At 52.6% G+C, this 14904-nt stretch carries 11 protein-coding genes; 9 read left to right on the top strand and 2 right to left on the bottom strand.

The genetic code is table 11. The annotated features are described in order from the left end of the window. Nucleotides 1-428 precede the first annotated feature (428 nt). From BBEV_RS02160 to iadA, 9 genes are all read left to right on the top strand, one after another. The gene (locus tag BBEV_RS02160) at nt 429-1076 is read left to right on the top strand and encodes a helix-turn-helix transcriptional regulator (RefSeq protein ID WP_069363967.1); all 648 of its coding nucleotides are present in this window, start codon (nt 429-431) and stop codon (nt 1074-1076) included. A 167-nt stretch (nt 1077-1243) separates the two neighbouring features. Continuing rightward, nucleotides 1244-2290 carry a permease gene (locus BBEV_RS02155; protein WP_069363966.1) on the top strand — a complete coding sequence of 349 codons (1047 nt, stop codon included), beginning with the start codon at nt 1244-1246 and terminating at the stop codon, nt 2288-2290. 31 nt (nt 2291-2321) lie between these two features. After that, entirely contained in the window at nt 2322-3350 is a 1029-nt protein-coding gene (locus BBEV_RS02150) for a TIGR03943 family putative permease subunit (protein ID WP_069363965.1), read from the top strand. Nucleotides 3351-3687: 337 nt separating this feature from the next. Beyond that, on the top strand, nt 3688-5343 hold the full coding sequence (locus BBEV_RS02145; RefSeq protein ID WP_069363964.1) for a glutathione ABC transporter substrate-binding protein: 1656 nt from the start codon (nt 3688-3690) through the stop codon (nt 5341-5343). A gap of 100 nt (nt 5344-5443) precedes the next feature. Continuing rightward, the gene (gene nikB, locus BBEV_RS02140; RefSeq protein WP_069363963.1) at nt 5444-6367 is read left to right on the top strand and encodes a nickel ABC transporter permease; all 924 of its coding nucleotides are present in this window, start codon (nt 5444-5446) and stop codon (nt 6365-6367) included. A gap of 35 nt (nt 6368-6402) precedes the next feature. After that, nucleotides 6403-7956: an ABC transporter permease gene (locus BBEV_RS02135; RefSeq protein WP_069363962.1), complete on the top strand. Its 1554-nt coding sequence runs from the start codon at nt 6403-6405 to the stop codon at nt 7954-7956. 5 nt (nt 7957-7961) lie between these two features. Continuing rightward, entirely contained in the window at nt 7962-8966 is a 1005-nt protein-coding gene (locus tag BBEV_RS02130; RefSeq protein ID WP_069363961.1) for an ABC transporter ATP-binding protein, read from the top strand. Then, nucleotides 8950-9954, top strand: a complete 1005-nt coding sequence (locus tag BBEV_RS02125; protein ID WP_069363960.1) for an ABC transporter ATP-binding protein — start codon at nt 8950-8952, stop codon at nt 9952-9954. Before BBEV_RS02130 ends, BBEV_RS02125 begins: the two co-directional genes overlap by 17 nt. Then, nucleotides 9951-11120 (top strand): beta-aspartyl-peptidase, encoded by a 1170-nt coding sequence (iadA, locus tag BBEV_RS02120; RefSeq protein WP_084007178.1) that lies wholly within the window; start codon nt 9951-9953, stop codon nt 11118-11120. Before BBEV_RS02125 ends, iadA begins: the two co-directional genes overlap by 4 nt. 308 nt (nt 11121-11428) lie before the next feature. On the opposite strand, the gene BBEV_RS02115 is transcribed toward iadA, so the two are convergent. Both BBEV_RS02115 and BBEV_RS02110 read right to left on the bottom strand, forming a co-directional pair. Next, complete coding sequence (locus BBEV_RS02115; RefSeq protein WP_084007177.1) at nt 11429-13525, bottom strand: sigma-54 interaction domain-containing protein; 2097 nt, start codon at nt 13523-13525, stop codon at nt 11429-11431. A gap of 34 nt (nt 13526-13559) precedes the next feature. After that, nucleotides 13560-14897 (bottom strand): hypothetical protein, encoded by a 1338-nt coding sequence (locus tag BBEV_RS02110; RefSeq protein WP_198155047.1) that lies wholly within the window; start codon nt 14895-14897, stop codon nt 13560-13562. Nucleotides 14898-14904: the final 7 nt, after the last annotated feature.

The raw sequence follows: 14904 nt of genomic DNA, 5'->3' as shown, positions 1-14904 counted from the left end.
GATATATTTTCGAACACTTGTTCTTTTATTTGAAACACCTATCAGTCGTAAGACTGATGGCAATTCATCTCCACCTGAATCGCTGGGCTGACGCCCGTATCGCGAATCAGATGGAGTCTTCTTGCCTAATGATGATAAATGCCACCAGGGCTTGCGCTAGGTAAGCTTGACGAGAAGCCGCGATTTCTTTATCCCCGCAGGCAGGGTTACGATGGCCGAAAAAATGACGTATAAGTGCAAATAAAAGCTATCGTGATAGCCTTGGATGCGCCAGCCATTCTTAACCTGACGGACGCTTCGCCAGATCCAGCATTCTCCAGAAGGGGTCTCCTCCTCATCTTGAACCCTCGTGATTGCAATTCTTTGTATCGGGTCTTACAATGTTTGTACACCCAGTGTTCAAATCTATCACAAAGGAGATTGAATCCATGGATACCACGAACGATATCGTCCTCATTTCCTCAGATAAAATACTCCAGGAACGCTCAGAGATTACAAATCACCTGACCACGTTCACAAAAGAAGATCAGACAGTTGAGGGAACGGTTCTGTTCTACCACCTGACTTCAAAAGCAACGATTGACGAGGTTGAATCTGCCCTCTATGAAGCAAACGCATCCCACATCATCCTGATTGCCGATCAAGAGGAGCTGTCCGCCTGGGCCCCGTCTCTTTTCCTGTTGCCCGCAGACGGAATCGTAGAACTCGGCAGCCTGCCTGAAGAGCTTCCTCACGTCCTTGAATCCTTGAAAGAAGGGTATTTCCACCTCGATGCGAGCCTTCACGACGACCTGATTGCATCACTCAGTCAGTTACAGGATACCAGGCGTCGGATTGAACGCTTCCGCATCAACCCGATAAAATGTAACGGCCTGAATCAGACCGAGCAAGATGTCCTTGAACGGCTCGCAAACGGACAATCCACTTCTACTATTGCAAGGGACAGGAATTGTTCCATCGCTACTGTCTACCTCGCATCCACCCGGCTGGTGAAGTTTTTCGATGTGAAAGACCGGACCGATGCCGTCGTTACTGCGATCCGCACCGATCATCTTATTTCGGAAAAGAGGCAATAGGCGAAATGAGACTGCTCTCGCCGCTCTATGACGACCCCGGACTCCGGACTTGCCTCTTTATGCCCCGGTGACGTTTTTCACATTTTACATATCCGCCCTATTTTCTCCCCCTCCTCATCCAAATCCGTGATATAATGCCCTCAGTTCATCGACCGGGGGTTATTTTGATGCCATCTGTTAAAAAAAGCCTGATCGGGAAAGATTTGCTCGGTATGGGCCTGTTACTGGTGTTTCTCGCTCTGTTTCTGTTCAGTGACCAGATCAGTGAAACCCGCTTTATTGAATCCGTCCCCAACGCGTGGCTCAATGTGAATACGATCTTTTTAAGCATTGTGCTTGAAGCGATTCCGTTCATCCTGTTGGGCGTTTTTATATCCGCACTCATTCAACTGTATGTATCGGAAGAAAGCATTCGGCGCTTTCTTCCCCAAAACGCCTGGGCTGCACTGTTTCCTGCAGCGATGCTCGGTGCGATCATCCCGCTCTGTGAATGCGCCATTGTCCCTGTTGTGAGGCGCCTGATCAAAAAAGGCATGCCGCTCCATGTGGGCGTCGTCTTCCTGGTGGCAGCACCGATCTTAAATCCCGTAGTGTTCGCTTCCACGTACTTTGCCTTTCGGGACAACACAGCGATTCTTTTCAGCCGGATGGGTCTCGCCTTCGTTCTCGCCATCCTGATCGGAGCCATTCTCTATACCCTGTTCAAGAAAGACCCGGATCAGCTGAGGACGAGCGTAAACACCAGCCTGGCCAGTCATCATGCCCATCCGATGGGCGTAACGGTACATACGAAAAAACCGACCATTCCCCATCGCCTGCAAGACATTCTCCACCATGCCTCAGACGAATTTTTCATGATGGGGAAATACCTGATTCTCGGTGCGTTTATCGCTGCGATGTTTCAGACTTTTCTCGACCGTGAACTGCTCCTTTCCATCGGATCGGATCAATATGCATCGACTTTTGTCATGATGGGGTTTGCCTATCTGTTGTCCCTTTGCTCTGAAGCGGATGCGTTCGTCGCTTCCTCCTTCAGTGCACAGTTCACCGATACATCCATCGTCGCCTTTCTCGTTTACGGGCCGATGCTCGACTTAAAGAACACCTTTATGCTGTTCGCCTTTTTCAAAGTCCGCTTTGTGCTCGCGTTTATGACCACCGTCACCCTCGTTGTTTTTGCCGGCGTGATGCTGATCTCCGGCTGGATTCTCTGATCCCTATCCCATAAAAAGGAGTGCCTGCCCCATGGCCAATCATCCCTACGATCACAGCTACCACGCCTTCATTCAAGGCATTATCCTGCTCGGATTTGCGCTCTTGATGCTGAGCCTGATCCTCACAGGGAATATCGTTTATTACATCGCCCCGACGATGATGCCGTTTATCTATTTTGCCCTGGCCGTGTTCACCCTTCTCGGTGTTGTCCAGGTCCTGCGAGGCACCCGAAACCCCGCCGGCGAGGGGCACGAACACGATCACAACTGCAGCTGTGACCACGATCATGAAATCAAAGGGCCGCCCGTTGTAAAAGCCTTGATCTACAGCATCTTTATCCTGCCGATCCTGTTCGGTTTCACCCTGCCCGATCAGTCGCTGGATTCGTCCATCGCCGCCAACCGCGGGATCCAGTTCGCAGGCTCAGGCACAAGCGGCGATAACGTCCCACCTGAACCCTCCTCCGCATTCGCGGAAAACAACCCGGCGGAAGCGGCCGGGGATGACGCAGAGGCTGGGGGAGAAATGTCCAGAGCCGAAGCCTATCTCGACGACCCGGAAGGCTACCTCGCCTCCATTGAAGAGCGCACCAATCCGGCGGGGCCGGATGTGGATCACTATGAAATTGAAGATCTGTACGGAGAAGACTGGTTCGAGGATTACCAGCTGGAGATTCGCGACAAATGGATCGAAGAAGATCACATCACGGTCACCGATGACAATTATATCGACATCATGACAATGCTCGATTATTTCATGGAGGATTTCACCGGACACACGTTTGAAATCACAGGATTTACGTACCGGGATGAGCACCTTGCCGACAATCAGCTGATCAGCGCACGCTTCGCCATGACGTGCTGCACCGCAGACGTCACCGTTCACGGGCTCCTCTTTGAACACCCCGATGCCTACCGGTTTACCGAGGATCAGTGGCTCACCGTTGAAGGCACGTTGGAACTGGCTGAGCATGACGGGAACACCATGCCTGTTCTGACCGGTACCACGATCACCGAAATTCCCGAACCGGATCGACCTTACGTCTATCCGAACTATTAATCAGATGCTTCACCCGCGCTGAAGTCCTCAGTGCGGGTATTTTTTCGCTACGCTCATGATGGTTTTTTATTTGTCCAGATGCAACTCTATGCAAGATAATCTGACAAGTAACCGACTTTAAGTGACAGTCAATCTGTTTTATCTGTTCTTATTTGCTTTTGTTTGTTTCAGCTATTTGAACAGTCCTTCCTTGTTAAATGGCTCACAAACGCACCCGTCACCAGCCGGCGAGGCCGCTGACGTGACTCGAATAAGATTTTCTGAATATTATAACTTTGGCATGCATCTTGCATAAGTATTAACAGGCGTATACTATTTTCTAAAAGGAGTGGATGAGATGAAAGCTTCAAAATGGCTCACGGCACTCGGTGTCAGCGGTATGCTGGTCTCCCTCAGTGCCTGTGGTGGTAACAATGACGGGAACGGAAACGATCCGGTCAATGAGGAGAACAACACACCTGCTGAGGACAACGTCAACAGTGATTCTGACAACGACGATGACGATGCAGAAGCAGATGCGGGCGATGAATCCCATGAATTGACGGTCGGCATCGAAGCGGAACCGACATCGATGGATCCACAGAACACAACGGACGGAAACTCCGCCACGGTTCAAAGCACCATGTTTGAAGGACTATTACGTTTCAATGAAAACATGGAAATTGAAAATGTCCTTGCCGAAGACTATGACTACAGTGACGATGCAACGGAAATTACGTTCTATCTTCGAGAAGGCGTCACGTTCCACGACGGCACAGATTTTAATGCAGACACAGTCAAAGAGAATCTGGATTTTGTCCGTGAAGAAGACAACGGTCTTGCGAGAAGCTCCTTTTTCTCCTTCATAGATGACGTGTTTGTCGAGGACGACTACACGGTGACGATCGTCTCCGATGAACCAAACTCGGCGATGGCTTCTTACATGGCCCATTCGTCCGCGTCCATGAAATCGTTGGATGAAATCGAGAAAAAGATCGATGACCCGGATTATAACCTGGACCGCCAAGGTGCTGTCGGCACTGGGCCATTCTCTTTTGTGGAGTGGCGCGACGGGGAACATGTCATCGTTGAAAAATTCGATGACTATTGGAACGAAGAAGAGTTGGCACGGGTGGATCAAATTTCCTTTAATCCAGTCCAGGAAGCTGCGACCCGGGTGAACATGCTTCGTACCGGCGAAGTGGATCTGATCTTTCCGATCCCGACATTGAACGCTCAGGAAATCGAAGAAGAGGAAGGCATCGATCTTTACACCGGACCGACAACGGACCTCTTTTACATTGGCATGAACTTTGAAGAAGAAAAATACCAGGACCTCAATGTGCGTCAGGCGATGAACCATGCCGTGGATAAAGATGGCCTCATTGCCCAGGTGCTGGACGGTTACGGCATCGTTGCCGACTCTGCGATTGCACCGAATGTTTACGGTTATGCCCAACAGCCAATTTATGAATTTGACCGTGATCTGGCCAACGAACTCCTTGAAGAATCTGATCAGGACGGCGGTTTTGACGCAACCCTTTGGACCCGTAACAGCACGGAGTTCATCTCCGTTGCCGAGTATGTGGCCATTCAATTAGAAGAAATCGGCATCAACGTCGACGTGGAACCGTATGAATCCGGTACCCTCTTCGATATGCTCGACGAAGGTGAAGGAACGGATCTCTGGATCGGCCGCTGGTCACCAGGAACCGGTGAAGCGGATTACGGCTTACGACCGAACTTTGCTTCTGATCGTGTTCCGCCAAACTTTAATAACTCCGGCTTCTATATCAATGAAGAACTCGACACCATGTTTGACGACGCCATCAGTACACCGGATGAAGACGAGGCCCTCTCGATTTATGCAGACATCCAGGAGAAAATTTACCAGGATGCACCGTGGGTCTTCCTGCATGTCCCTGATGCGATCATCGCCAAATCGGAAGATCTCAACGGCATCTATATCCTGCCTTCCGGTGCGGTGCAAATGAACCTCGCCGAATTCCGGTAATTGTACCGATTGCTTAATTGAAGCAGGCCCCTCCCCCTTGGGGCCTGTGCTTCATACATACTTCCAGTGAAACGTGTTTACAGAGAAAGGAGGCGTGATCATGCTGCAATTTGTTTTACGCCGTGTACTTGGAATGATTCCCATCCTCTTAATTGTCACGATCATTGCATTCCTGTTTGTGCATCTCACACCTGGCGATCCGATCCGGATTATGTACGGAGCCGAAATCGATCAGTCGACCTATGAATCGATGCGTGAACGGGAGGGCTTCAATGATCCGATGGTCGTTCAGTACGGCCGCTATATGGTGGACATCGTCGTTCATCAGGACTTCGGTCAATCCTACCGGACACGTTCTGACGTATCCGACGAAGTCATTCGCCGTTTCGGGTATACTTTCGGACTGACCATGCTCAGCATGTTCTGGGCCATCCTGATCGGCGTGACCGTCGGCATTATCTCTGCAACGAAACGGAATTCTCTTCTGGACCGGGTCGGGATGATTTCAACCATCACCGCCCTCAGTATTCCCGAATTCTGGTTCGGCTTGATGATGATGCAGGTTTTCGCCGTTCAACTGGGCTGGTTCCCAACGAGCGGAAGCGGCTCCTGGCAGCACATTATTCTGCCTTCGTTAACGCTCGGATTCGGGGTCGCAGCCACGATCGTGCGGTTTACCCGCTCGAGTGTCCTGGAAGTGCTCCGGGAAGATTTTGTCCGCACCGCCAGAGCCAAAGGACAGAAGGAACGCGTCGTCATCTGGAGTCATGTCCTGAGAAACGCCTTGATTCCGGTTGTCACCATGGCCGGACTGCAATTCGGCTTTCTCATCGGCGGAGCGGTCGTGGTTGAACAGGTCTTTGCCTGGCCGGGACTCGGCTCCTATTTGATCGACGGCATACTCACCCGGGACTATCCGGTTGTTCAGGCCTTGATCTTACTGTTTTCTTTTCAGTTCCTCGTGATCAATCTGCTCGTCGACATCAGCTACGGATTTCTTGATCCGCAGATCCGTCATGACTGATCACCGATTACTTACACACAAAGGAGGGTGACTTGATGGACGGTCAGAAAAAGAACTCACCCACACGCATCTTTTTACGGAAATTCTTAAAACAGCGGCTTGCAGTATTTGCCTTTTGCATTGTCGTATTCATCATGCTTATCGGGGTCTTCGGTTCACACCTTTCACCGTATGATCCGCACCGGCCTGTCACCGCACAGTACCCCGAAATGGGGATCGATATCCAGAATATCACCAGCCAAAGGCTCTCGATCACCGGTACATTCAGTGACGGAGAGACCCAATCGGAAAATGAACTGACTGAACTCACTGCAGATACGGAAGAACGCCGGGTCGCTGCCGTGAGGCGCACCCAATCAGGCATCCAGGTCACTGCGAACACGAACGGTGACACCCGTGTCTTTGCAGAAAGCGGCCCTGTCCGCTCCGCCGCCAAAGTACTTGTCGAAGGCGAGTCTGACGTGGACGAGTCACCAGCATTGTCATCGATTGTACTCGAGACAGACGACACCCGGGTCTCTCCAGGTGAGTCAGCTCAGATCCGTGTTTCAGCAACGTTCACAGACGGCTCAGAGATCACTGATATGGAAGAACTCCGCACTTTTGTGAACGAAGCGTTTGACGCCGACGAAGAGGAAGACGACAGCGGTTTTCAGACGGGCAGTCTCGATCAGGATGACGAGCAGCCGTTTCGCTTTGTCAGCCTCACCGAAGACGTTCTGTCCGTCGATGAGTCTGGCCTGGTGACATTCGAAGAAGCCGGCGAAGGCATCGTGCAGCTCGTGGCCGGAGATGTATCTGCGGCGGTGCAGTTTCAAGTCGGCGACGCCGATCCTGAACCGATGCTGACGCAACTGACCATGGAGAACAGCGAAGTCTATCTGGTGGATGCATATAAGCATCAGGAGCCTTCCACACTTCATTATTTCGGGACCGATCACCAGAACCGTGACATTTTCAGCCGGGTCATTTATGGTACGCAGGAGACACTTCTGATCGGTTTCGTCTCCGTGGCGATCGGCACCGTTGTCGGCACTGTTCTCGGCCTCGTTGCCGGTTTTTACGGCGGCTGGATTGACAGCCTGATTACCCGGATGACAGATATCCTCCTTGCCTTTCCCGGGATTCTCCTGGCCATTGCCGTGATCGCGTTCTTAGGCGCCGGGATTACCAATATCATCATCGCCGTTGCCGTCTTCACGATCCCTGTCTTTGTCCGGATTGTCAGGGGTTCCACGCTATCACTCAAAGAGATGACCTACGTGGAGGCGGCCAGGTCCATCGGTGTGCCGAACCGTGTGATTATATTCAGGCACATCTTCCCGGGTACCCTTTCCGTCGTGATGGTGTACTTGACAATGCGGATCGGGGTGGCTATTTTGATCGGTGCTGCACTCAGCTTCCTCGGCCTCGGCGGTGACATCACCGCACCGGAATGGGGATCGATGCTGAGCGCTGCCAAAGACAACTCCAGTACGATTTTTCACGCGACATTCTTCCCGGGTCTCGCCATTGTGATTACCGTACTGAGCTTTAATATATTCGGCGACGGCCTTCGGGATGCCCTCGATCCGAAGCTGAAGGAGTGATCTCCATGACCGAACCGTTATTACACATCAAAGACCTCGAAGTCACCTTCTCGAATGAGGGCAAAGATACGGCCGTCGTCGAAGGGGTTTCGTTTCATATTAATGCCGGGGAAACGCTCGGCATCGTAGGAGAATCAGGCTGCGGGAAGAGTGTCACATCCCTTTCCATCATGCGCCTCATTCCATCCCCGCCCGGCAAAATTGCCAAAGGGGAAATCCTCTTTGAAGGGGAAGACCTGCTTTCTTATTCTGACAAAAAAATGCGCACCATCCGCGGCAATACGATTTCGATGATCTTCCAGGAGCCGATGACGTCACTGAACCCGGTGTTTACCATTGGGCGTCAGATCGATGAAGTGCTGCTTTTGCATAACAAACTTTCAAAGGAGCAAGCGAGAAAGCGATCCGTGGAAATGCTGAAAATGGTCGGCATCCCCCGTGCGGAAAAAATCTATTCCAGCTACCCCTTCGAACTTTCCGGAGGTATGCGCCAGCGGGTCATGATCGCGATTGGCCTCGCCTGCCAGCCACAGCTCCTCATTGCCGATGAACCGACCACCGCACTCGATGTGACGATTCAGGCGCAGATTCTCGATCTGATGCAGGACCTGAAAGAACGCACCAATACAGCGATCATGTTCATCACCCATGACCTGGGCGTTGTCGCCGAAATGTGCGACCGCGTTGTCGTCATGTACGCCGGACAGGTTGTGGAATCGACGGATGTGGATACGTTGTTTAACGATCCAAAACATCCTTACACAAAAGGGCTGCTCAGTTCCATCCCGAATGTAACGGAGAAAATTGAACGTCTTGAAGCCATTCCGGGCCAGGTCCCTCAACCGGGCACCATCGAACAGGGTTGCCGCTTTCGGGACCGCTGTTCCGAAGCGTTTGACCGCTGTGAGATTGAAAACCCGGAGCTTTTGCCGATCAAAGAAGGTCATCAGTGCCGCTGCTGGCTCTATACCGAGGAAAAGGAGGCGTTGCGCCATGGCCGAAAAGCATGATGAACCTTTACTCGACGTCCAGGATTTAAAGATCTTTTTTGAGAAAAAGCGTGGTTTTATCAAAAAAGAAATCACCAAAGTCAAGGCTGTCGACGGTATCTCCTTTTCCATACAGGAAGGTGAGACCTTAGGACTTGTCGGGGAATCAGGCTGCGGGAAGAGTACCACCGGCCGCGGAATCGCCCAACTGATCCCGCCCACAGAAGGCAATGTGCTGTTTCAGGGTGAAAATCTTGCCGGTTTGAAGCGCGGTGAGCTCCGGGAAAAGCGTAAAGACATGCAAATGGTCTTTCAGGATCCGTATGCTTCTTTGAACCCACGTCTTACCGTCGAGGATATTCTAGCAGAACCATTGAAAGCCCACGGGATTCGTGACCGGAAGGAACGCATCGAGAAAATCAATAAGATGCTTGATGTGGTTGGGCTCAATCGCAACTACGCCTACCGGTATGCCCATGAGTTTTCCGGGGGACAACGGCAACGGATCGGGATTGCAAGGGCACTGATTCTCAATCCGAAACTGATCATCGCAGACGAACCTGTCGCGGCACTCGACGTCTCCATCCAGGCGCAGATCTTGAATTTGCTGAAGGATTTGCAAAGTGAATTCAATTTGACGTATCTGTTTATCTCCCATGACCTGAGCGTCGTGCGTCACCTGACGAACCGTCTCGCTGTGATGTACCTTGGACGGATGGCGGAAATCGGTGACACGGAGAAGATGTTCAACAATCCGAAGCACCCCTATACACAGACACTGCTCTCGGCGATCCCGATTTCCAATCCCAGGGATAAGAAAGAGCGGATTATTTTAGAAGGCGATGTCCCCTCACCGGTCAATCCACCGAAAGGCTGCGCCTTTGCAGGCCGGTGCCCGAAGGTGTTTGACCGCTGCTACGACGAACGGCCGTCCCTGTTGACCATTGACGACGATCACCAGGTCGCCTGTCATCTGTACGACGATTCCAATGGAGGTGAACCATCGTGATCCTGTTTCGAAACGGTACTGTTTACAATCCCGACTACGCAGGCCAGCAAGATGTCCTCGTAGCCGGTGGTAAAATCCTGAAAGTCGCAAAGGACATTCGACTGAGCGCGGACGACGATCTCCTCGAAGTAGTTGATGCCACAGGCCAGATCATTGCCCCGGGTCTGATTGACGGGCATGTCCACATTACCGGCGGCGGCGGCGAAGGAAGTTTCCACACACGTACCCCTGAACTGATGCTTTCTGAGTGCATCGATGCCGGGGTTACCACTGTTGTGGGTGTTATCGGCACAGACGGCACATCCCGAACGATGACCAGCCTCGTCGCCAAAGCGAAAGGGCTGACGGAAGAAGGCATCACTTGTTACTGTCAGAGCGGGAACTATCATGTACCCGTCCGAACGTTGACCGGCAGTATCCAAGACGACATCATGCTCGTTCAGGAAATCATCGGCACCGGTGAAGTTGCCATCGCCGACCACCGCTCCTCCCAGCCCACCGCGCACGAACTGGCAAGGCTCGCCAGCGAATCCAGGATCGGTGGCCTGCTATCCGGCAAGGGCGGCGTCGTGAACATCCACGTCGGCGACGGAGACAGCAAACTCTCATTGATCGAACAGGTCGTAAATGAGACAGACGTGCCCCGAAGCCAATTCTGGCCGACCCATATCAACCGCACCGAAGCCCTTCTCGAGAAAGGATTCAGCTACGCGAATGCCGGTGGCGTCATTGACTTCACCACAAGCAGCATCGACAGTGATCAGCCGGATCTGAGAAGCAGCCGCTGCCTGAAACGGGCATTGGAACACGGTGTATCTGCCTCACAGATCACCTTCACGTCCGACGCACAGGGCAGTCTGCCCAAATTCGATCAGGACCGGAATTTCGTCGGTCTCGGGGTCGGGAAGATCACCAGCCTGTTGGACGATGTACGCGACGCCCATCTGACAGAAAACGTCCCCCTTGAAGATGCTTTACGGGTCGCCACCGCCAACCCTGCACGTGTGATGAAACTGAAGGACAAAGGTCACGTCGCAGCTGATTACGACGCCGATCTCCTCGTCTTTAACGCCGATGATCTCAGCCTAAGCGGCGTCATGGCAAAAGGGAAATGGCTCATGCAAGAAGGCGTGCGCACGATGTGCGGCACGTTCGAACAAGTTTAGATCAGATACTTATATGAAGGAAAGGCCCGGGACGACGCGTCCCGGGCCTTTCCTTCAGTCTGATGTGTCATCTTGAGTACGCACTTCATGACGGCGCCGTTTCTTCAACTGCCCTTCCCTTGCCTGCGGCGCGCACTTCATGACGGCGCTGCTTCTCCAACTGCCCTTCCCATGCCCCCGGCGCGCACTTCACAGCGGCGCCGCTTCTCCAACTGCCCGCCCTCAGAAAACGGATCGCATTTGAATCTGATATGCCTCACCCCAACCACCAAAACGGCCCACCGGAGGTTTCCCGGTGGGCCGAACATCTAGTTAATGATTTCGTCTAGCCAGCGGTAGCCTTCCGCGTTGAGCTTGGCTCCGATTCTTCCCCGGAAGACCGTCAGAAGTCCCCGTTCCTGAAGCAGGTTCATCCGGTATCGGATCTGCTGTTCGGTGAGGTCCGCTTCCCCCAATTGACGAAGTTGCTCCCGGATCGCTTTACGGCTGGCAGTTTTCCCAGCGTCCTGCAAAACGGCCGTCACTTCAAGCAACAGCATCAGTTCTTTTTCTTCCACGAAGGATTCGGATGCGAGACCAGGTACTGCTTCTGCCCCGCTTCTAGCCGGTCCATTCTGATAGGCCGGCGCCACCGATGCATTCGCTTCTGTTTTCGGTCGAACGAAGAACGATTCATTCGGAATATCCTGAAGGGTCAGGCTGTTGCCATCGGCAACTGTCAGCATGTAATCGATCGTATTCTTCAGTTCGCGGATATTCCCGAACCAGTCATAGCCCGCGAGCTTGTGAATCACCTCATCGGGAATCTGCCTATCACCGCGTCCGGACTGGTGGATGAAATACTGCACCAGCTCCGCAAGATCTTCCTTCCGGTTACGAAGCTCCGGCAAATGCAGAAACAATACCTTCAAGCGGTGATAAAGATCTTCCCGGAACATCTTCTCATCCATCAATTTCAAGAGATCCTTGTTGGTCGCCGCAATCACCCTGACATCCACGGGAATAATTTCTGCACCGCCAACCCGGAGCAGCTCCTTCTCCTGCAGAACCCGCAAAAGCCGGGCCTGGACTTTGAGGCTGATGTCGCCGATCTCATCGAGGAAAATCGTGCCGCCGTCGGCTTGTTCGAACAAGCCTTTCTTGCCGCCTTTACGGGCACCTGTGAAGGCCCCTTCATCATAGCCGAACAGTTCACTCTCCACGAGATCTTCCGGCAGCGCACTGAAATTCACCGCCAGAAAAGGCCCATCCTTCCTTGGGGACTCGTGATGCATGGAACTGGCAAACAGCTCTTTCCCCGTGCCGCTCTCACCTTGAATCAGAATGGTTAAATCACTCTTCGCAAGCTTTTTAGCAATTGATTTCGTTTCAAGAAGTGCCGGATGCTTCCCGACGATATCCTGAAATGTAAACTTCGCATAATGCCCTTTTTTCTTCAAATCCCGCTGCCGTCTTCTTTCGATTTCGAGGGCCTCACCAACGTTTTTGAAGGTCACAACGGTCGTATCATTGACATCGATATGCATCGCATGCACCATCACATCCGTCTCTTCCACGGTGAAAAAACGGCTCGCCGGCTGATCCCCCTTCGTTCCTTGAACGAAGGCCTGGAGCTCCGGGTCCAGGATAATGTCTGTCAACGACCGGCCGATTGCCCGGCGGCCATCCACCTGAAGAATCTGTTCAAGTATGCCGTTAAATACCGTGACGACACCGTCAGCATTCACTGCCAGTATGCCGTCATGCACCCCGTTGACAACTTCCTGCAAATGTTCCGCCATGCGCTTTGATTCCTGGGACATCAGCGCAATCCGCCGGTTCAGATGGATCATCCGCTGCAAATAACGGACCGACACGTCGCGGTGTTTCGCTTCGAGGAGATCAAGGCGGTTCAGAATATCGATCATCGTCGCCATATCGATCAGCCGGGGTTTGATGTTAATGATCCGCTCCACGAATTCCGGCACCTTCTCCACTTCACCCGGTGTCACGGCGAGCGGAATCGTCTTCACCGAGCGCTTCCCCGGGTAATAGGGATAGAAGTGCAGATGATCCACACCAATTTCTTTGAGGGAATGAATCGCTTCATGGACGGTCTCTTTCAAATCGTTGACATACAGAATCTCAGTCCCGTGAGGCAGATCAAACAACGCGTCCAGGGCATGGAAATTCACCACCCGGGATGCGACAAGGACAGAGCAGCTCGTCCCGATGCTCGTAGCCGCTTCCTCCGAAACAATCCGGGAAGAAAAAATGACGAGCTCGCCTTCAATGAGCGGAATATAATCCTCTTCCACCGCATAGCTTTTCACCGTCACAAAATCCCCGACCAGCTCTTCGAGTTGCTCCGCCAAGGTTTCTTTCGTTTCTTTTGATCCGGTGATCAATACGATTGTCTCCGCCATAGAGATCTCCCCCCTTTCCACACTTGCTATGTACTTAGATCAGCCCGCTCAATAGTGCGTACACGAGTACAATGCCGCCAAGCAGGATGGCCATAAAACGCCACTGCAGCCTGGCCACTCCGGCGGACGTGTAGCCCGGGAATGTCGACTGCACCATCAGGTTCAACCCGCTGTAAGGGCTTAACAGCATCCCGGATACCATACCGAGCATGAGGATACTCCCCAATAAAGGCATCGGCATAAACGGTTCCATGCTGGTGAACACCTCAAGGAGCAAGACGAGCACGACAAACTGATGGATCCCGATGAGGGATGCGCCGACCATGAGAGACAGAATCAGCACCATCAGAACCGCCAAAGGAAGCATCTGCGTCACGGCTGCCAACGTGTCCAGCACATCGCTGGTTTCCAAATAGAGATTCAGTGACGCAATGAACCAGCCCGCCATCAGAATCACGGAGAACTGCCGGAAAAACTTCGTCACACTCTTCACCTGGTCCATGGCGTCAGTCTGCCACTGCCCCAGTTGACGCGTGACCATGCTCCACACCAGTGAGTAGGGCACGACGACCATGAGAATAATATCCATCATGCCATAGACCGACTGCATCTCCATGACTGTCAGTACTGCCAGAAACAACAGGAAAGGCAAAAAGATCGCCAGCAGTTCCCGTTTGTAAACGGGCCGATGTGCTTCTTCCTCCGTTGTTTCGTAAAGGACGTCACGCTTGACCATCACCCTCGAGAGAATCATGGCACCGGCCACCACCATCAGCTGTACCGGCACGAGCTGAAGGTAGCTCACCCCTGTATAGCTCACGGTGAGCGTAATTGCTGCACCCACAGGCGTCACGAGAATCGCCAGGGCAAATGCCCGGTTTTGCAAGGCGATCAGCCGCGGATACGCCGATTCCGGTAAATCTGCCCGGAAGATCCGTGTATTCAGCGGCACACTCGACAGATTGATCATCAGACTCATGATGAACGTGAAATATTCGGATACCGTGAGTGGGGACAGTTTCTGCTTCAAACGCGTCAACACATCTTGAACCACTGGTAAATACTTCTTGATGGGGGACGAGATCAGGGGCACAAACAAGATGAACATCACGAGATCCACCATCGTCGTCGCCCCGGGAAGCGACGCGCTGAACGGGTACCCCGAAGCCACGAGAAGGCTGACACCCCCTGTCAAGAACACGAAGTTCAGTATCAGCTCCGTCCGTCCGGCATCCTTCAGACAGATGCCGTAAAAGAGAATCGTCATCGCAATCAATGCACCTTGAACAACACCCGCCTCCGGTAAAAACACCGTCAGCAGATACAGCAGAAACATCATCGGTATCAGCACATATGCCAGCTTCTTCGCCATCCCCATC

The sequence above is a fragment of the Salisediminibacterium beveridgei genome, from assembly GCF_001721685.1.
GTDB lineage: Bacteria > Bacillota > Bacilli > Bacillales > Salisediminibacteriaceae > Salisediminibacterium > Salisediminibacterium beveridgei.
Note: the sequence above shows the minus strand (reverse complement) of the source record. Positions and strands in the feature narration are given on the sequence as shown.